Below are 18,057 nucleotides of genomic sequence, written 5' to 3'. Positions count from 1 at the left end.
CCAAATTTCAGGCTTGCTTGAGTCGCCTAAAGGTGGTCTTCCCAGGAAGATAGCTGGCTTTTGAATGCGATGGTATGTTTCCGTCACCAAGCAGACCAGTGGAGGCATTCCGTTTCATTTACTACTCGTGTGAGGTGTCGCAGTGAAGCGTGGGTCTGACTCACACATTCAGGAATCAAAGGAGCCCTAAATGGACAACATGAAAATCTGGACAGGTTGGGCAGATATCTCAGCCACTGGTGAGGGGAGAACCATATGTTCCATGATCGCTATGGCTCAGGATGAAGCAGGCTTTCGAGCTCGTGTTCGAGAGGCGCTGGGTGCGTACGTCGAAAAAGGATTTGATGTAAGCCAGGGCGTGGTGAGAAACGGAGTGACTGAGGCTCTTTGGGCGCCAGCTGCCTTGGAGCACATTGAGGCGAACCAATCGACAGGCAATATCTCCGCACATGCGCGTCTGCACTTCAACTTCAGCTGATCAGGTGCTCCCACCAAGAGAAGATGAGTTGCCTGGGTTGCCGACAATGATTTGAGTCTACAGAGGCCAAGCCCGAGACACACTCCATTTCGGTTCGAGCCCAGGGCGCCCGATGGACAAGAGGAATCTTTCTGTGAGCGATATCTGCGACAAGTACATCCGCCCGGACATGGAGACCGCCGGCTGGAACGGCATAGTGTGGGCGCCAGTTCCGATTTGAGCCACGTGCTGAATCGTTCACCGCGGATAGGGTGGAGCAGTCTGGGTGGCCGCCGGGGCGTGCTGCAGGTCGTTCTCGTTATCAGGAGCGGGTCGGATTACCACGTCGCCAAGTTCTAGTTTTCCAGGTGAAGTCTTTGGATACAAGGTTGGCATTGCGGCTGCGGCTTGGACTCAGTTTCGATGGAGCCTTTGTGCAAGGAATTCCACAAAGCAACGGATGCGTGAGGCAAGCTCCGTGTTGCGGTAGTAAACCGCGTGCACCTGTTGGCGCATCTCGATCGTGTCGCGCATCAACACCTGCACTAAGTCGCCGGCTGCGCAGTCGGCCTCAGTCATGAACTCCGACAGGCACGCGATGCCAGCACCCGCGAGCGCGAGTTGGCGTACCGTCTCCCCACTGGAGGCTGCAATGCCTGGCTTGATGCTTAGGCCATCGCCCGCTGCGTGGCGCAGGGGCCATGTGTTGAGGCTCTCGGGCTGGGTGAAACCCAGCAGCATGTGCTTTTCGAGATCGCTCACCTTGGTCGGGCGTCCGGCTCGTTTGAGGTAGGAAGGACTGGCCAGCAGGCGCAGCCGGAACGATGCAAGCGGCTTGGAGTGAAGTGTAGAGTCGCGTAGCGGACCGATGCGCATCGCGACGTCGGCGCGGTGTTCGATCAAGTCCACGACGCTGTCGCCACTGTGCAGTTCGAGTTCGATGTCGGGATATTCAGCCAGGAAGTCGTTCACCAACGGCACCAGCACGTGCAGGATGAAGGGTGAAGCTGCGTTCACACGCAGCTTGCCCGCGGGCTTGAGGTGGCGGCATGCAAGTTCGTCCTCTGCCTCATCTACCGACTGCAGAATCGCGCGCGCCCGAGCCAGGAACAGCAGGCCCTCCTCGGTCAGTTCCATCCGGCGCGTCGTGCGGCGCATCAGCGTGGTATTGAGCTTGTGCTCTAGTCGGCTGAGCGCACGGCTGACACCCGAACTGGTCTGCTCCAGGTGCTCGGCCGCCGCGCTGATGGAACCCGTGTCCACCACCGTCCGGAAGGCCAGCAGTTCGTCGAGGGTGGTTTTCATTATTGAATTTTCAGCACAAATGTAGTTCCTGACAACATCTATCTCTCAATAAACAATCGACTCAAACTGCGAACCTTCCCAGACTTTTGGAGTGGTTCCATGCCTCTAGCCTTGCTCGCGCTGACCATCAGCGCTTTCGCCATCGGGACGACCGAGTTCGTCATCGTCGGCCTCATCCCTACCATCGCGGCCGACCTCGGCGTGAGCCTGCCCTCGGCCGGTTTGCTCGTCAGCCTTTACGCCATGGGCGTCGCCATCGGCGCGCCGGTGCTTACCGCGCTCACCGGCAAGTTGCCGCGCAAGACGCTGCTGATCTCGTTGATGGCGCTGTTCACCGTCGGCAACCTGCTCGCCTGGCTCTCGCCGGGCTATGAAACGCTGATCGCCGCGCGCATCCTCACGGGCCTGGCGCACGGCGTGTTCTTCTCCATCGGATCGACCATCGCAACCGGCCTGGTGCCCAAGGAAAAAGCCGCCAGCGCGATCGCCACCATGTTCAGCGGCCTCACCGTGGCGCTGGTGACCGGCGTGCCGCTGGGCACCTTCATCGGTCAGCATTTCGGCTGGCGCGCCACCTTCCTCGCGGTTGCTGCGCTGGGCGTGGTCGCGATCGTCGGCAGCTTGTTGTTCGTGCCGCGCAAGCTCGCACACAGCCAGCCGGCTTCTCTGCTGCAACAGGTGGCCGTGCTCAAGCAGCCGCGCTTGCTGCTGGTCTACGCCATGACGGCGGTGGGCTATGGTGGCACCTTCGTTGCCTTCACCTACCTCGCGCCCATGCTGCAGCAGATCACTGGCTTCCAAGCCAGCGCAGTGGGCGGCGTGATGCTGGCCTATGGTGTGTCGGTGGCGGTGGGCAACATCTGGGGCGGCCGCCTGGCCGACCGCAAGGGCCCGATCCCCGCGCTGAAGATCATCTTCTCGCTGCTCGCGCTCGTGTTGCTGGTGCTCACGTTCACGGCGTCGAACCCCTGGCTCATGGTGCTGACCGTTTTTGCCTGGGGCGCCGTGGCTTTCGGCAACGTGGCCGGCCTGCAGGTGTACGTGGTGCAACAGACCGAGCGCTTCGCACCGCAGGCCATCGATGTGGCCTCGGGCCTGAACATCGCGGCCTTCAACCTCGGCATTGCACTGGGCGCCTGGGGCGGCGGCTTCATCGTCGACACCATCGGTCTGCAGCACACCCCGTGGATCGGCGCCCTCGTGGTGCTCGGCGCGCTGGGCCTGACCGTGCTCAGCGGTCGCCTCGATGCTCGCGACCCGGCCTCGGCCCGCACACCCTCCCGTGCCATGTACGTCGGTGGCCACTGAGTGCACCCTTTGGCCTCACAAAGGCGCACCGCTGAAAACGTTCCACACGAGGGGTTGGTCTAGATCGAATCGGTCCACCCGGCGCAGGCGCTCCGCAATGGGTTCATTGTTATTGCGCACTCGGCCATCTGACCCCGAGGGAGTTCGTCAAAAAGAGGTCAGCACAACAGCTGGAAAGCCGCCCGACTCCAGTTTAGAAGTGACCGGATATGGGTGAGACGTCAGTCAGAACTTTCTGCATATTGGCCTGCTCGGACTGATGGTCGGCGTGGTACGAGCTGCGCACCATCGCGCCGACGGCGGCGTGGGTGAAGCCCATCTTGTAGGCCTCGGCCTCGAACATCTTGAAGGTGTCCGGGTGCACGTAGCGGCGCACCGGCAGGTGGTGGCCGCTGGGCGCGAGGTACTGGCCGATGGTCAGCATCTCGATGTCGTGCGCACGCATGTCGCGCATGACTTCGAGGATTTCTTCGTCGGTCTCACCCAGACCGACCATCAGGCCGCTCTTGGTGGGCACGTGCGGGAACAGCGCCTTGAACTTCTTGAGCAGGTTCAGGCTGAACTGGTAATCAGAACCCGGGCGTGCTTCCTTGTACAGGCGCGGCGCGGTTTCCAGGTTGTGGTTCATCACGTCGGGCGGTGCGGCCTTCAGGATCTCCAGCGCGCGGTCGTCGCGGCCGCGAAAGTCGGGCACGAGCACCTCGATCTGCGTTTGCGGTGACAGCTCGCGGGTCTTCTCGATGCAGGCCACGAAATGGCCGGCGCCGCCGTCGCGCAGGTCGTCGCGGTCCACGCTTGTGATCACCACGTACTTGAGCTTGAGCTGGGCAATCGTCTTGGCCAGGTTCTCCGGCTCGTTCGCGTCCAGAGGGTCGGGGCGGCCGTGGCCCACGTCGCAGAACGGGCAGCGGCGCGTGCACTTGTCGCCCATGATCATGAAGGTGGCCGTTCCCTTGCCGAAACACTCGCCGATGTTCGGGCAACTGGCTTCTTCGCACACCGTGACCAGCTTGTTGGCGCGCAGCACGTCCTTGATCTCGTAGAAGCGGGTGCTCGGCGAGCCGGCCTTGACGCGGATCCACTCGGGCTTCTTCAGCACTTCGGCCGGCACGATCTTGATCGGGATGCGCGATGTTTTGGCCTGGCTTTTCTGCTTGGCGGTGGCGTCGTAGATCGGCGTAACGGGTGTGCTCATGTGATGAATCGGTGAGTGACCAAGGGAACGTTGCAGCGGCAAGTTCCATGCCGCCGCTCACCTACCCGAAAACCCCGTTCGCTGGTGCGACACGTGTCGCCCGTTCAACGGTTGATGCGACACCTGTCGCAGGCAGATGTCGCATCCACAGCCACCTGGCAGGCCGACACACTGCGTTGACAGTCCCCAGAACGCCCTCCAACGGGCCTCAGACACGGTTTTTTTGAGGGTATTCCCCAGGGTTTTTTGCGGATCCGGGTTTTGGCATGGGCTTTGCGCAAAGGAAGTGGCGAAACGCACCCCAGGTGTGAATCGACACAGGCCCGGCGACTTCTTCGCCAGGGCGAGACACCCAGCCAGTCAAGGAGACACCACCATGAACCCTTCCGTAGAGCACCAGCTCTGGATGTACGAAAAGATGATCGAGATTCGGGAGTACGAAGAGACGATGGCCCGCATCTATCTCGAAGGCAAGCTGCCCCCCCACATACAGAAAGGCCTGGCCTTCGACATCGGTGCGGGACCGGTGCCTGGCGAGATGCACCTGGCCGCGGGACAGGAGCCGGTGGCGGTGGGCGTGTGCGCCCATCTGCACGACGACGACACGGTGGTGGGCGCACACAGGCCGCACCACTTCGCGATCGCCAAGGGCGTTCCCCTCAAGCCCATGACCGCCGAGATGTTCGGCAAGGACACCGGGCTCGGTCGTGGCAAGGGCGGCCACATGCACCTGTTCGATCCGATCCACAAGTTTAGCTGCAGCGGCATCATCGGCGCGAGCATGCCCCCGGCTTGCGGGGCAGCCCTGGCGGCCAAGAAACGTGGCAAGAACTGGGTGGCCGTGGCCTTCTTCGGCGAAGGGGCCACCAACCAGGGCGCCTTCCACGAATCCATGAACCTGGCTGCACTCTGGAAGCTGCCGGTGCTCTTCGTCTGCGAGGACAACAAGTACGCCATCTCGGTTGAGAAATCCGACTCAACTTCCGTGGCCTGGAACGCAGACCGCGCCGCCGCCTATGGGATGCCGGGCGTGCTGGTTGACCAGAACGATGCGGTGGCGGTGTACGAGGCAGCCGGTGTGGCCATTGAGCGAGCCCGTCGCGGCGAAGGCCCGACCTTGCTGGAGGTCAAGACCGATCGCTACCTGGGCCACTTCCAGGGCGACCCGGAGACCTACCGCCCCAAAGGCGAGGTGGAGGCACTGCGCCGCAACGATCCTATCCCGCGCCTGGGCGAACAGCTGCGGCGCTCGGGCCTGATCGACGACGCCCAGGACCAGGCGATTCGCGCTCGCGTCAGCGCCCGCATCACCGAAGCCTACGAGTACGGCCGCACCAGCCCCTATCCCCAACCCGAAGACGCCCTGTTGCACGTCTTCAACTGAATGCCGCAGGCAGCAGAACCCTCAGGAGATGAATACATGAAAACACGGAAATTGACGATGGCGCAGGCCATCTCGGAGGCGATCGGCCAGGAAATGGAGCGCGACGCGGAGATCTTCGTCATGGGCGAAGACGTGGGCAAGTACGGCGGCATCTTTGGTGCCACCGGCGGCCTGCTCGACAAGCACGGCAAGGACCGCATCATGGACACGCCGATCTCGGAGACCGCCTTCATCGGCACCGCGATTGGCGCCGCCGCCGAAGGCATGCGCCCGATCGCCGAGCTGATGTTCGTGGACTTCTTCGGCGTGTGCATGGACATGATCTACAACCACATGGCCAAGAACACCTACATGGCGGGCGGCAACATCAAGCTGCCCATGGTGCTCATGTCGGCCATCGGCGGTGGCTACAACGACGCCGCACAGCACTCCCAGTGCCTGTACGCCACCTTCGCCCACATGCCGGGCATGAAAGTGGTGGTGCCCTCCAACGCCTACGACGCCAAGGGCCTGATGGCCCAGGCCATCCGTGACGACAACCCGGTGGTCTTCCTGTTCCACAAGGGCATCATGGGCCTGCCCTGGATGTCCTACTTCGAGGGCAGCACCAACGAGGTCCCCGAGTCGCCTTACTCCATCCCGTTTGGTGAGGCCAAGGTCGTCCGCGAAGGTGGCGACCTGACCATCGTGACCTTGAGCCAGATGGTGCAGAAATCGGTGCTGGCCGCGCAGGAGTTGGCCGATGCCGGCATCGATGCCGAAGTGATCGACTTGCGCACCATCGTTCCGATGGACAGAGCCGCCGTGTTGCGCTCGGTCCGCAAGACAGGCCGGCTGCTGATCGCCGATGAGGACTACCTGAGTTTCGGCCTGTCGGGCGAGATCGCCGCCCTGGTGGCCGAGAACCTGGACACGGTTCAGCTCAAGGCCCCCGTCAAACGCCTGGCCGTTCCCGACGTGCCCATCCCCTACAGCCGACCGCTGGAGCAATTCGTGATCCCCCAAGTCCACTCCATCGTTGCCGCGGCACGTGAGCTGGTGGGCGCTTCCCAACTCGAAGGAACCCTGACATGAAAGACATCGTTCTCCCTCAAGAAGCGTGGCAAGACGTCGAGCCCGGCACCGAGGCCCTGGTCGAAGAATGGCTGGTGAAGGCGGGTGACACCGTCAGCGCGGGCCAGGCCGTGGCCAGCGTGGTGGTGGTCAAAGCCAACCACGACGTGCTGGCGCCGGCGGCTGGCGTCATCGAGCAGATCCTGGTCGCGGCCGAAGACACCTTCAAACCCGGCCAGACGCTGGCTGTGTTGCGGGTGGACGCATGACCCCTGCGGACGCCCTCGCGCAGGCCACAGCGCCTGCCTTGCTCCCGCTCAAGGGGTTGCGCGGTGCCATTGCTCGCAACATGAGCGCGGGCTGGCAGGCTCCCCGTGTGGCCATGGCGGCCGAGGTGGACATGACCCGTTGCCTGGAGCAGGTGGCGGGCCATGTGGTGTCTGGCGACGCCGCCAAGCCCACCGTGACCGCCTGGGTACTGCGCGCCGTGGCGCAGGCGCTGCGCCAGCACCCGGCGATGAACGCGCTGATGCGCGAGGGTGGCATCGAAAGGGTGTCATCGGTTCACCTGGGTCTGGCCGTGGCGATCCACGAAGGCCTGTCCGTACCAGTGATCCGGGACGCCGAAGTCAAGTCGGTCATGGAGCTGGCCAGCGAGGTCAGGGCTATGGCCGATGGAGCCAAGGCAGGCACCTTGCCGCCGCGCGCGTACCAGGGGGGCACCTTCACGGTCACCAACCTCGGCATGACGGGCATCGACTGGTTCACGCCCATCCTGAACCCGCCCCAGATCGGCATCATCGGCGTGAGCCGGGTGGCCCAGCGCCCGGTCGTTCGTGATGGGCAATTGGCGGTCGCCCCGATGACCACGCTGACCCTGGTGTTCGACCACCGAGCAGTCGATGGCTACCCGGCCGCCCAGTTCCTCGCCTCGGTGCGGGAACGGCTCGAATCGGCCGAAGGCCAGTGAGGTGCACCATGGCCGATCTGTCCGTCGCCGTCTGCGAACAGTTGTGGAACGAGGCGCAACTCCAGAACCGCGTCACCGCCCCGGCTTTCCGGCTGTGGCGCTACTGCCAACCGGTCGTGGTGCTCGGGTGTTCCCAGCGGCGTCTGCTGGCCGAGGTGGACGCGCACACCGATCTGGAGGTCTTGCTGCGGGAATCGGGTGGCGGTGCGGTGTTGACCGGCCCTTGGATGCTGGGGCTGTCGGTGGCCCTGCCGCTTGACCATCCGCTGGTGAGTACCAGTCCCGTTGGCAGCTACCGGTGGCTGGGTGAAACCATCGCACAGACCTTGCAGGACTGTGGCGTGCCGGCCGATGCTGTGGCCCCTCAGGACCTGCGCGCCCGAGTCGCCGCCGGTGCGCCGAAGGGCCCTGACTGGGCCTGTTTCGGCGGCCTCTCACCCTGGGAAATCCTGTCCAGTGGTCGCAAGATCGCCGGGCTTGCCCAGGTTCGGCGCGCCCATGGCGTGCTGCTGGTGGGCGGGGTTCTGCTGGATCGGTCGCCCTGGACCTTGTTGTGCGAGACGCTGGCGCGCCCGACACAAGACGCACAGCAACTGGCCGGCATCACCACCCACGGCCGCGCAGCGGGTGGATCCACCTTTGAACGTGCGAGCTTCGAACAACGCCTGGAGCGCGCGCTCCAGGCGTGCCTCAACCGGGAGGTCTGTTCGGCCTGAACCTTCCCATCCGGCCCCACCTGCTTGGGCACGCATTCACGTGCCCCATTTGATTCAGTGCAACACCAGAAGGAGACAAGCATGAGCCATTCACCACAAAAAACCGCGCCCACCATGCGCGTGATCGACAAAGGTTCCCACCTTGATCGTCGGAGCTTCCTGCGCGGCAGCGGCTTGGGGGCCATCGGCGTGACGGTCGTTCCCGTGACAGCCCTGGCAGGCCGAGCCACCACGTCGGTGGAGCAGACCTTCCCCCGTCTGGGAGCTGCCGCTGGCCACACGCTGGTGCGCATGGCCCGGGACATCTTTCCCCATGACCAGGTGCCCGACAAGTTCTACCTTCATGCCGTGGCCTCGCACGACCCGGCCGCCAGGCAGGATGCATCGCTGAAGAAGATGCTGGTCTCAGGCCTCTCGGACCTCGACGCCCGTGCCCGCGCGCGCTTCGGCAAGCCCTACACAGAGGTGTCCTCCGAGCCCGAACGCGTGGAACTGCTCAAGACCATCGAGGCCACGCCGTTCTTCAAGGCGATCCAGGGCGGTCTGGTGACCGGTCTCTACAACAACAAAGCGCTGTGGCCACTGTTTGGCTACGAAGGGTCGTCCTGGCAAAAGGGCGGCTACGTCGATCGTGGCTTTGCCGACATCGACTGGCTCTGACAGCACCCCATAACAGGAGACAAATACCATGGCACAACAGGCGAAATTTGCACTCCATGACGACAGCGTCGTCGTGATCGTGGGGTCTGGCGCGGGCGGCGGCACCCTGGCCAACGAACTGGCGCAGCGCGGCGTGAAATGCGTGCTGCTCGAGGCAGGGAAGCACTACACACAGGAAGACTTCGAGAACGACGAATGGGCGATGTTCAACAAGATCTCCTGGCTCGACAAGCGCATCTCGGCCGGTGGCTGGCATCACACGCAGACCTACCCCAACCTGCCGGCCTGGATCGTCAAGGGGGTGGGTGGCTCCACTGTGCATTGGTCGGGTGTGGCCCTGCGCTTTCAGACCCATGACTTCCGCACCCGAACCACCTATGGCGAGATCAGCGGCGCCAACGTACTGGATTGGCCCGTCACGCTCAAGGAGTTGGAGCCCTACTACGATCTGGCCGAGAAGAAGATGGGCGTGGCCGGGAGCAAGGCCAGCGGCCTGCCGCCCATGCCTCCCAACAACCACTACAAGGTGATCGAGGCGGGTGCCCGGAAGATGGGCTATCAACAGATCATCCGGCCGACAGCCGCCAATCCGGTCCCCTACGACGGCCGGCCTGGCTGCATGCAGATCGGCTTTTGCATGCAGGGCTGCAAGATCGGTGCGAAATGGTCCACGCTCTACACCGAAGTGCCCCGCGCGCAGGAAACCGGAAGGGTGGAGCTGCGTTCCCAATGTATGGTGCTGCAGATCCAGCACGACAAGGCGGGCAAGGCCAATGGCGTGCTCTACGTCGACCGCCAGGGTCGCAAGCAATTGCAGAAAGCCCGGGTCGTGTGCGTGGCGGGCAACTCGATCGAATCACCACGGCTGCTGCTGAACTCTGCATCCAGCCTGTTCCCCAACGGCCTGGCCAACTCGTCCGGACAGGTCGGCCGCAACTACATGAACCACGCCACCGCAGCGGCGGTCTCCATCCACCGCAAGCCGGTCTACATGTACCGGGGTTTCGACATCGCAGCGGTGATTGCCGACGAAGTGGCGCTCAACACCAAGCGGGGATTTGTGGGCGGCTACTACCTCGAAGGCCTGGCCTTGCACCTGCCATACACCGCCGCGTTCATGCGGCCCGGCGGCTGGGGCCGGGACTTCACCTCGGCCATCGACATGTACGACCATATGAGCTGTGTGTGGGTCTGCGGAGAAGACCTGGCCCGTGAGCAAAACAGCATCACACTGCATGGCTCCGAAAAGGACCAGTACGGCCTGCCCGTGCCCATCGTGACCAAGACCTATCACGAGAACGACGAAAAGATCGCCGCACACGGCCTCGTGCAGTGGCGCAAGGTGTCCGAAGCCGTGGGGGCCACGCGTGTCATCGACATGCCTGCATACCCCGCCAGCCACAACCTGGGCACCAACCGCATGAGCGCCAACGCGCGCGATGGCGTGGTGAACCGCTGGGGCCAGGCACACGATGTCAAGAACCTGTTCATCTCGGATGGCAGCCAGTTCACCTCCAGTTCGGCCGCGAACCCGACGCTGACCATCGTGGCTCTCGCCATCCGGCAGGCGGAGTACATCGCCGGTGCCATGCAACGGCGGGAGCTGTGAGCGACGACCTTCCATGGGAGGCGGATCGGTGAAGCTGGCTTGGCGCTCCTACGGCACGGCTTCATCAGGACGGTCGCCCGTGGTGCTGCTGCACGGCCTGTTTGGCAGTGCCGTGCAGTGGCACCACATGGCCCTGCCCTTGTCTGCGCAACGGCAGGTGATCGCGGTGGACTGGCCCAACCATGGTCGATCGCCCCATGTGAACCGGATGGACTACCCGCTGATGGCCGAGGGGCTGCGGCGCTTGTTCGACGATCTGGACATCGACCGCGCGCACCTCATCGGCCACAGCATGGGCGGAAAAGCCGGTATGGTGTTCGCACGCCTGTTTGCGCCCAGGGTGTCGAGCCTGGTGGTGCTGGACATCGCGCCGGTCACCTACACCGATCGCTTCACACCCCTCGTGTACGCCGCCCTGCGCGTGAATCTGAACCAGATTCAGCGGCGCGAGGATGCCGATACCCAGCTGGCACGCCATGTGTCCTCGAGCCGGTTGCGCGCCATGTTGCTGCAGAACCTCGGTCGCAGCGAAACAGGCTGGGCCTGGCGCAACCACTGGGCGGGTATCGCAGCGTCCATGAAAGACCTGCTGGCCTTTCCGACCTCCCTGTGCCGTGACCCTTCGCCTCTGCCCACGCTGTTTGTACGCGGTTCAGCGTCCGACTACCTGACCGAGGCCCATCGACCACTGGTCAAAGCCCTGTTTCCCGCTGCCCAGCATGCTGAGGTAGCGGGCGCAGGACACTGGATTCATGCCGACCAACCGGCCGCACTGCTGCGTTTGCTGCAGGCGTGGCTCCACGAGCAGGCCATTCCCAGATCGGTGGTGGGCTGCGCTGTGGCGTGATGAGAAGCCCCGGCGCCCGCTGCACATCAATTCCCGAAATAGTCACTTTCTTGACCTTCGGACCTATCATTGAGCGTGCAGAGGCCAACGGTGTCGCGGTGACGCAGCGGCAGCGGTTGTAGGTCTCGCCACACAGAGACAGATGCGACCGCCTGGATGCGGCGCGAGGAGACAAACATGGCATTCAGCAGCCACTGGAGTGCACCCGGCCATCAGGCCGCCTCGGACATGCCTTGGCGCGCAGATGACGTGATCGAACGCTCAAGGCAGCGGTCGATGGACGTTTACCGGCTCGATCCGGGACGCGGTGACCCGCCGCGCATCCTCACCGCGACTGCCTTGCAAGACCACCGCGTGCCGATGGAGGACCTGCTGGATGTCGCCCGTAGCGGCATGGAGTCGCTGTTCCTGCAGATCCGTGACGCGGGATATGTGGTCTTGCTTGCAGATGCCCACGGCGTCGCCGTCGACTTCATCAACAACCCGCTGCTGGACCGCGAGCTGCGACATGCCGGCCTGTACCTCGGCAGTTGCTGGTCCGAGGACAAGGAAGGCACCTGCGCCGTGGCGCTGGCGAACCTGGAGCAACGGTCCATCACGGTTCACCACGAAGAACATTTCCGTGTGCCCAACCGGGCCCTGACCTGCAGCGCCGCGCCCGTGTTGGGGGCCGATGGCCGGGTGATGGCGGTATTGGACGCGTCCGCCTTGTACTCGCCGGACGACAAGCGCAGCCAGCACTTGGTGTTGCAGATGGTCAAGTCGACCGCTCGCATGGTCGAGAACGCCCAGTTTTTCAGGCAGTTCGACCGGCACCTGGTGCTGCGTCTGGCTCGACGGCGCGAGTTTCTTGAGGTGGCGACAGAGGGCTTGATGGCGCTGGATGAGGGGGGGCGGATCATTGCGGCCAACCAGGCCTTCCTGCAATCCGTGGGGCGCACCCCGGTCTCGCTGACCGGCGCCCATGTCGAAGACGTTTTTGACGCGCGGTTGGAGCGATTGCTCGACGCTGCACAAGCCCACCCGGAGCCCCTTGCGTTGCGTCTGCTGCATTCGGGCGAACAGTGTTTTGCCCTGGTGCGGGGGCCACGCAAGTTCACTCCAGCGGCAACACTTCAGCGTCAGATGGTGCGAATACCAGATGACAGGGCACTGCGTGCACTGGCTGGGAACGACGCCAACATGGCGCGCAATGTCCAGCAGGCCTTGCGTGTGGTGGACAAAGGCTTGGCCATCTTGCTCCAGGGCGAATCTGGTACCGGCAAAGAGGCCTTTGCCAAGGCGATCCATGAAGCGAGCGCACGGCATTCCAAAGCCTTTGTCGCCGTGAATTGCGCAGCCATTCCAGACACATTGATTGAAAGCGAACTCTTTGGCTACAAGGACGGCGCATTCACCGGCGCACGCAGCAAAGGGGCACGGGGCAAGATTCAGCAGGCCCATGGCGGCACGCTGTTTCTGGATGAAATCGGGGACATGCCTTTGGCGATGCAAACCCGCTTGCTGCGCGTGCTGGCAGAGCGGGAGGTCACGCCGCTGGGTTCGGAAACCCCGGTGCCCGTGGACATTCAGATCGTCTGCGCCACGCACAGGGACCTCAACGAGCTGGTCTCCAACGGACAGTTCCGCCTGGATCTGTTTTACCGCCTCAACGGCGTCACGCTGGTGTTGCCCTCCCTGCACGGGCGAAAAGACAAGGAGGGCTTGATCCGCGAGCTCCTGCAGGAGGAAGGCCGGGTGCTCTATGCGCGTGCCGGTACGGCTTCCATCCATGCGTTGACCGCACTGCAGACCTACCACTGGCCCGGCAACATCCGTCAACTGAAGAACACTCTCCGCGCCGCCCTGGCTTTGAGCGGAGGCGAGCCCATCGAACTGGAACACCTCCCGGGTGAAATCCAGGGAACCATGCGAGCCAGTATGCCCCCGCCCCGCATGTCATCGATTGACATACCCATGTCACCTGGTGACGCCGCCGCTCACTCGGAACGGGATACTTTGGTGAGGGTGCTGCGCGAGCACCAATGGAATATCACCGATGCAGCACGCAGCCTGGGCACGTGCCGAGCGACTGTCTACCGTCGCATGCAAAAGTTGGGCATCGTCAGCCCGAACAGACAAGTTTGATGCAGAGCTCAAATCCGGTACGGTTGTTCCCCGGAGTCGCGTCCGAGATCTATGGCCAGAGCAGCTCGATCTTGTGGCGCACCGCGTTTTTGCAGTAACCGGTGACTCCGGCGAAACGCTTGATCAGCACACGCTCGTTTACGTTTCTCATGGAGTCCTCCCGACACGACTGCCATGGCGTGGACAGTCAAATCGACGTGGAGAAATTCTCACAAGAGATTTGCGCAGGCGAAACCTGCCCAGGCATAGGTGGGCGTAGTTGGGCGTGAAGAGACCCCCCCTATGTCTCGCAACCGGCTATTGGATTTCGCTAAATAGGCCTGCGCGCGCAGTCTTGGCTCACTCGGTTTTCAGAATTTCAATGATCTGATTGGGCATGAGGCTCGCGAAGAAATCCGTCAAATGCTCTGTGCCCTCCAACGCTCGAAGCCATCAAGCAAAAGCGTTAGTCCGGATTCGAACGTGTGTTTGGAGTCAAGGTTAGTGAACGCCTCGATCATGAAGCGGGCACCGGGATAGTCGGAGACAGGGAATTGCTCTACATGGGTGCGCAGCGTCTCGCGTTGAGCCGCAGGCTCCAGCTTGAGCACGTCTGCCCGTGTGATCGAAGTCAGGAAATGCATTAGGAGGTGGTAGGCACGGGCTGAGTCTTCTGAGGTGAAGCCGCCCGTTTGAAAAATCCGCCCCATTCGGTCGTAGAAGACCAGACCAAAGTCAACCTCACCAGGTGAGACGTTCTGAAATATCCGGTACTTATTCTGCTCCGCCATGTAGGAGGTGATGCCTCGCCATTTGAGCAGCGTCTCATACGCCTGACGCAGGTGGGCCTCCGCATCCGCACGCCATACGCCGGAGAGGGGTGGCGACAGCTCCGCGAGTTCCTTCAGGGCATGGTTTAACACCAAGCTCATCATGTCATCACGGCTTCCAAGGAAATAGTGGATCAACGACGGGACCACCCCGAGCTCCCGTCCAAGTCTGGCAATTGTGATCTCCGAAAAAGGCTCGCGCTGAGCGAGCGCGATCAGGTGCTTCACAACGTCCTCGCGTGTAAGGCTCGGGGCGCCGCCCAGTTTGGGCCGGCGCCCTGACCTGCGGGGTGGGGTACTTGCTGGTGGCAAGTTTGACTCACTCTTCATTTTTCTATTGTCCCTCTTCAGGCAGCCCAAGTGATTGTGGGGTGCACGGTCAGAGCGTCAACCAAAGGACGCTCGTTGTTGCGCGGTGCCGCTTCTCTGAGCAGCAGGCTGGTGGAGCGCTCGCCTAAGCCCGAGCTCGCGGCAGCGGCGGGTGCGATTGATCAGTCTGCCGAGTAGAGGCAAGGCAGACGCTACGGGCGAACAGTCGTTGATTCGAGCCTGGCATGAATATTGTATTGATGATGCATCAATTTATAGAAAGGTGAACATGAATCGACTGCTAGTCAATTTTTTTAGTGCCGCACCGCCTCTGGTGCACGCAACCGGTGCGCAACGCACAACCAAGGGGCTGATGCGTAGCGGTGATGGATCGAACTTGTGGCGCCTCCATGCCCCAGCTATCGCTACACCCTGCGTCCCATTCCTGATCAACCAGGATCTCAATTCATAGATGGAGCACACTTTGAAAAAAAATTATCCGACCCCTGCTGGGGGGGGGATTTCCGGAGAACAGAAAACGCCTTCCTTCAGTCAGGTGCTTATTGTATTTGGCGCTGCGCTTGGCTTGTGCGTGGGCTTTGCCCCTGTTTTTTTCGGAACGATATCCATTTTTCTGAAGCCAGTTGCAGAGGAATTCGATTGGGGGCGAGCGCAGGCATCTGGTGCCACAGTTTTCTCGATGCTTGGCGCAGCCTTTGGTGCCATCGCTGTAGGGAATTTGATCGACAGGTTTGGCCCGCCGCGCGTGATCATCTCATCTGTTATTGCTACCACGGCGCTGGTTGCGTTGCTATCGAAGATAGGAAATAGCCCTGCGCTCTTCACAGCGCTCAGTTTCTCAATTGGATTCGTCGGTGCAGGCACAACTCCGCCAGGCTATTTGTCTGTATTGGCGAGATGCTTCGACAAACGGCTTGGCTTGGCCCTTGGATTCGCTGGAATCGGTATGGGGGTCGGCACGATCCTTATGCCAATGCTCGCAAGCCACCTGATCGTCAGCCAGGGCTGGCGGCAGGCATACGTCAGCCTGGCCATGCTCTCCGGAGCAACAGGGATGCTGGCGTGCTTCATTCTCTTTCTGAGAGCGGGCAATAAGCACCAGGCCGGATTGTCACCGACCGTTGAGACGAGCCCAGTCAAGGGAATGACGGCCAGGGAAGCCATAAGAAGTAGGAATTTCTGGCTCCTCTTGGGCGTCGTCATGGCTGTCGCAGTGTCCAGTCTTGGGGTAGTGATCCACTTCGTCGCGATGCTCACTGATAGAGGAGTTGAAGCCCATATGGCGGCAAAGGCCGTCGCGATCAGTGGCGCAGGCGTCGTCATCGGGCGTGTGGCCTGCGGCTACATGCTCGATCGCTATCACGCTCCCATGATCGCGGCGGGCGCATTTTTTCTGGCTGCTATCGGGGTAGTTCTGCTTTTGAATGGACAAGAAGTTGAATTCGCTTGGTTAGCCTTGAGTGGGCTATTCATCGGGTTTGCCCTCGGCGCAGAAGGAGATTTCCTGCCATTTTTTGTCCGAAAGTATTTTGGATTGAAGGCATTTGGCTCAATCTACGGAATGCTCTTTTTTGCTCACGGCATAGGTGGAGTGTTGGGGCCAGTGCTATTTGGTCTCGCGTTCGATCATTTCAATGACTATTCCTTTGCGTTGTGGGGGGCGGCATCGTTGCTTTGTATGGCGGCAGCTGCGGTGGTTTTTATGGGGCGTTATCGGGAATTTGGTGATAAACAATAATTGTGTTGTGTCGCCGATTTGTGGTTTTGATCGAGTTTTAATGAATCTTAATTTATAGAGGATAAGGAATGAAACTGAAAAAAATTGGTTTTCTTTTGTTCGCCATCTTTCTTGGAGTTGCACCGCGTCTTTCCTGGGCGGATGGCGGCTCTATGCAAGATATTCGACGCCTTGTTGTCTCCGGCCTAGGCCCAGGTGCTATGGGCGCTACACCAGGGAGCAGCAGGGTGTCCCTATACGGGACCGTGGACATTGGGCTGGACTACACTCGCGGGGAGCAAGGCAGTTCCAAAAGAGTCCTGAGCAACAATGCATGGACTTCAAAAGTTGGTCTGTATGGTGAAGAGTATCTCGGCGAAGGGTGGTCGGCGTATTTTCGTATGGAAGCTGGATTCAACCCTGATACCGGAGCTATGCAGAGTGCAAGCTCTTTCTTCAATCGCGGATCCTATGTGGGCATCAGTAACAAGGAGTGGGGTAGCCTTTCATTGGGAAAGCAGTTGAGCGGTGCGACTGCGCTTGCTATTGGTGCTGACCCATTCTTGGCGACCGGGCATCAGTCGATTTATTCCTATCTTGCTGCATACAGAGACCTGGGGTATGGGGCGAGCGTTGATTCAAACCGGATCAATGATTCCATCAGTTATTCATCCCCGATTATTGCGGGAAGTTTGGGGTTCAATGCTTTTTATGCATTCAAGGGGTTGCCGGGCTCTGGACCTAAAACCCATAATCGCGCAGTTTCGATGTTTTATTCAGGTGGCAAGACTTTTGCATCCGTATCTCTCTCTCAGAACTGGTGTGACCCGATAGCGACTTCCACGACTCCCTGCGTCAGCGACAATATTGTGGAACCGACGGTCCGCACCGATAATTTTCTCGTTAGCGCGATGCAGGATTTTGGGCCATTCACGGGTTCGGCGGTCTACATGCAAACGCGGCCTCAGAGTCCTGGGAGTGCCACGGCTAAGCTATATCTCCTGGGCGCGCAGAAGTTGGTAGGGCGACATCTACTTCGAGCGACAGTGGGTTATCGAGAAACCTCCATTGCCGGTAATCATGCTTGGGGTCTAACTGTTGGTGACGACTACTACTTGTCCAAGCGCACTGCGCTGTATGGCCGATGGGGCACACTAAGAAACGGCCCTAATTCGTCGCTGACTTACAACTACGAGGCTGCGAATAAATTTCCGGCGCCCAGCGTTGGAGGGGTCGTGTCGGGCTTCACTGTAGGCATCACGCATCATTTCTAGGAGAATGGGCGTCAAGATGGCTGCGGAAACCCTCGATTCGAGCGTCATAGCCGTGGAGCCGTCTTCAGACGGTGCGCGCTCCTATGCGTAGGCCGTCTTCCGATCCGACACGAAAGGCCCGAAACTGCCTGCTGTCAGTGCTGTCTCGCACCCGTCGGCGTTCACTCGCCGGTGGGCAGGTCCTTCTTCTTCGTTGCCGCTGAAATCCTCCCGCAATCCCATGAACACCGGCTCGCCGGTTGATCCTGGGGACGCAGAACCCTCGGTTTGATCTCGGATCGGGCCTGTTTTCTGGG

Annotated in this window: 16 protein-coding genes; 13 read left to right on the top strand and 3 right to left on the bottom strand. The window is 61.3% G+C overall.

The genetic code is table 11. The annotated features are described in order from the left end of the window. The first annotated feature begins 190 nt into the window (after nt 1-190). Nucleotides 191-478 (top strand): hypothetical protein, encoded by a 288-nt coding sequence (locus ACN5W5_RS05365; RefSeq protein ID WP_420047531.1) that lies wholly within the window; start codon nt 191-193, stop codon nt 476-478. A gap of 393 nt (nt 479-871) precedes the next feature. Here ACN5W5_RS05365 and ACN5W5_RS05360 read toward each other — a convergent pair whose 3' ends face one another. Then, complete coding sequence (locus ACN5W5_RS05360; protein ID WP_420047530.1) at nt 872-1,762, bottom strand: LysR substrate-binding domain-containing protein; 891 nt, start codon at nt 1,760-1,762, stop codon at nt 872-874. A 99-nt stretch (nt 1,763-1,861) separates the two neighbouring features. On the opposite strand from ACN5W5_RS05360, the gene ACN5W5_RS05355 reads away from it, so the two are divergent. Beyond that, entirely contained in the window at nt 1,862-3,070 is a 1,209-nt protein-coding gene (locus ACN5W5_RS05355) for an MFS transporter (protein WP_420047529.1), read from the top strand. A gap of 193 nt (nt 3,071-3,263) precedes the next feature. Here ACN5W5_RS05355 and lipA read toward each other — a convergent pair whose 3' ends face one another. Then, the gene (gene lipA / locus ACN5W5_RS05350) at nt 3,264-4,265 is read right to left on the bottom strand and encodes a lipoyl synthase (protein WP_420047528.1); all 1,002 of its coding nucleotides are present in this window, start codon (nt 4,263-4,265) and stop codon (nt 3,264-3,266) included. 376 nt (nt 4,266-4,641) lie between these two features. Here lipA and ACN5W5_RS05345 point away from each other — a divergent pair, with 376 nt between their 5' ends. The 9 genes from ACN5W5_RS05345 to ACN5W5_RS05305 all read left to right on the top strand — a co-directional run bounded on the left by ACN5W5_RS05345 (nt 4,642) and on the right by ACN5W5_RS05305 (nt 13,631). Then, on the top strand, nt 4,642-5,649 hold the full coding sequence (locus tag ACN5W5_RS05345; RefSeq protein WP_420047527.1) for a thiamine pyrophosphate-dependent dehydrogenase E1 component subunit alpha: 1,008 nt from the start codon (nt 4,642-4,644) through the stop codon (nt 5,647-5,649). A 36-nt stretch (nt 5,650-5,685) separates the two neighbouring features. Beyond that, a complete protein-coding gene (locus tag ACN5W5_RS05340) occupies nt 5,686-6,723 on the top strand; it encodes an alpha-ketoacid dehydrogenase subunit beta (RefSeq protein ID WP_420047526.1) in 1,038 nt (345 codons plus the stop codon). Then, complete coding sequence (locus ACN5W5_RS05335; RefSeq protein WP_420047525.1) at nt 6,720-6,971, top strand: lipoyl domain-containing protein; 252 nt, start codon at nt 6,720-6,722, stop codon at nt 6,969-6,971. Before ACN5W5_RS05340 ends, ACN5W5_RS05335 begins: the two co-directional genes overlap by 4 nt. Beyond that, nucleotides 6,968-7,672 (top strand): 2-oxo acid dehydrogenase subunit E2, encoded by a 705-nt coding sequence (locus tag ACN5W5_RS05330; protein WP_420047524.1) that lies wholly within the window; start codon nt 6,968-6,970, stop codon nt 7,670-7,672. Before ACN5W5_RS05335 ends, ACN5W5_RS05330 begins: the two co-directional genes overlap by 4 nt. Before the next feature lie 8 nt (nt 7,673-7,680). Further along, nucleotides 7,681-8,388 carry a lipoate--protein ligase family protein gene (locus ACN5W5_RS05325; protein WP_420047523.1) on the top strand — a complete coding sequence of 236 codons (708 nt, stop codon included), beginning with the start codon at nt 7,681-7,683 and terminating at the stop codon, nt 8,386-8,388. An 81-nt stretch (nt 8,389-8,469) separates the two neighbouring features. Continuing rightward, nucleotides 8,470-9,048, top strand: coding sequence for a gluconate 2-dehydrogenase subunit 3 family protein (locus ACN5W5_RS05320; protein WP_420047522.1), 579 nt, complete (start codon nt 8,470-8,472; stop codon nt 9,046-9,048). Between the two features lie 28 nt (nt 9,049-9,076). Further along, entirely contained in the window at nt 9,077-10,657 is a 1,581-nt protein-coding gene (locus ACN5W5_RS05315; protein WP_420047521.1) for a GMC family oxidoreductase, read from the top strand. A 13-nt stretch (nt 10,658-10,670) separates the two neighbouring features. Next, nucleotides 10,671-11,504, top strand: a complete 834-nt coding sequence (locus tag ACN5W5_RS05310; protein ID WP_420047520.1) for an alpha/beta fold hydrolase — start codon at nt 10,671-10,673, stop codon at nt 11,502-11,504. 177 nt (nt 11,505-11,681) lie between these two features. Beyond that, nucleotides 11,682-13,631, top strand: a complete 1,950-nt coding sequence (locus ACN5W5_RS05305; RefSeq protein WP_420047519.1) for a sigma-54-dependent Fis family transcriptional regulator — start codon at nt 11,682-11,684, stop codon at nt 13,629-13,631. Between the two features lie 398 nt (nt 13,632-14,029). On the opposite strand, the gene ACN5W5_RS05300 is transcribed toward ACN5W5_RS05305, so the two are convergent. Continuing rightward, complete coding sequence (locus ACN5W5_RS05300) at nt 14,030-14,668, bottom strand: TetR/AcrR family transcriptional regulator C-terminal domain-containing protein (protein ID WP_420047518.1); 639 nt, start codon at nt 14,666-14,668, stop codon at nt 14,030-14,032. A 553-nt stretch (nt 14,669-15,221) separates the two neighbouring features. Here ACN5W5_RS05300 and ACN5W5_RS05295 point away from each other — a divergent pair. Continuing rightward, nucleotides 15,222-16,508 (top strand): MFS transporter, encoded by a 1,287-nt coding sequence (locus ACN5W5_RS05295; protein WP_420047517.1) that lies wholly within the window; start codon nt 15,222-15,224, stop codon nt 16,506-16,508. A 68-nt stretch (nt 16,509-16,576) separates the two neighbouring features. Further along, nucleotides 16,577-17,761 (top strand): porin, encoded by a 1,185-nt coding sequence (locus ACN5W5_RS05290; RefSeq protein ID WP_420047516.1) that lies wholly within the window; start codon nt 16,577-16,579, stop codon nt 17,759-17,761. The last annotated feature ends 296 nt before the right edge of the window (nt 17,762-18,057 follow it).

The organism is Hydrogenophaga sp. ZJX-1 (assembly GCF_048590325.1).
In the GTDB taxonomy this organism is placed as follows: Bacteria; Pseudomonadota; Gammaproteobacteria; order Burkholderiales; family Burkholderiaceae_C; genus Hydrogenophaga.
Note: the sequence above shows the minus strand (reverse complement) of the source record. Positions and strands in the feature narration are given on the sequence as shown.

What these genes read in the sequence shown, in the direction of transcription:
- ACN5W5_RS05360 (WP_420047530.1), bottom strand. Translation starts at nt 1,762, where the DNA reads ATGAAAACCACCCTCGACGAACTGCTGGCCTTCCGGACGGTGGTGGAC.
- lipA (WP_420047528.1), bottom strand. Translation starts at nt 4,265, where the DNA reads ATGAGCACACCCGTTACGCCGATCTACGACGCCACCGCCAAGCAGAAA.
- ACN5W5_RS05310 (WP_420047520.1), top strand. Translation starts at nt 10,671, where the DNA reads ATGGGAGGCGGATCGGTGAAGCTGGCTTGGCGCTCCTACGGCACGGCT.
- ACN5W5_RS05340 (WP_420047526.1), top strand. Translation starts at nt 5,686, where the DNA reads ATGAAAACACGGAAATTGACGATGGCGCAGGCCATCTCGGAGGCGATC.
- ACN5W5_RS05345 (WP_420047527.1), top strand. Translation starts at nt 4,642, where the DNA reads ATGAACCCTTCCGTAGAGCACCAGCTCTGGATGTACGAAAAGATGATC.
- ACN5W5_RS05315 (WP_420047521.1), top strand. Translation starts at nt 9,077, where the DNA reads ATGGCACAACAGGCGAAATTTGCACTCCATGACGACAGCGTCGTCGTG.
- ACN5W5_RS05365 (WP_420047531.1), top strand. Translation starts at nt 191, where the DNA reads ATGGACAACATGAAAATCTGGACAGGTTGGGCAGATATCTCAGCCACT.
- ACN5W5_RS05290 (WP_420047516.1), top strand. Translation starts at nt 16,577, where the DNA reads ATGAAACTGAAAAAAATTGGTTTTCTTTTGTTCGCCATCTTTCTTGGA.
- ACN5W5_RS05325 (WP_420047523.1), top strand. Translation starts at nt 7,681, where the DNA reads ATGGCCGATCTGTCCGTCGCCGTCTGCGAACAGTTGTGGAACGAGGCG.
- ACN5W5_RS05305 (WP_420047519.1), top strand. Translation starts at nt 11,682, where the DNA reads ATGGCATTCAGCAGCCACTGGAGTGCACCCGGCCATCAGGCCGCCTCG.
- ACN5W5_RS05335 (WP_420047525.1), top strand. Translation starts at nt 6,720, where the DNA reads ATGAAAGACATCGTTCTCCCTCAAGAAGCGTGGCAAGACGTCGAGCCC.
- ACN5W5_RS05295 (WP_420047517.1), top strand. Translation starts at nt 15,222, where the DNA reads ATGGAGCACACTTTGAAAAAAAATTATCCGACCCCTGCTGGGGGGGGG.
- ACN5W5_RS05320 (WP_420047522.1), top strand. Translation starts at nt 8,470, where the DNA reads ATGAGCCATTCACCACAAAAAACCGCGCCCACCATGCGCGTGATCGAC.
- ACN5W5_RS05355 (WP_420047529.1), top strand. Translation starts at nt 1,862, where the DNA reads ATGCCTCTAGCCTTGCTCGCGCTGACCATCAGCGCTTTCGCCATCGGG.
- ACN5W5_RS05330 (WP_420047524.1), top strand. Translation starts at nt 6,968, where the DNA reads ATGACCCCTGCGGACGCCCTCGCGCAGGCCACAGCGCCTGCCTTGCTC.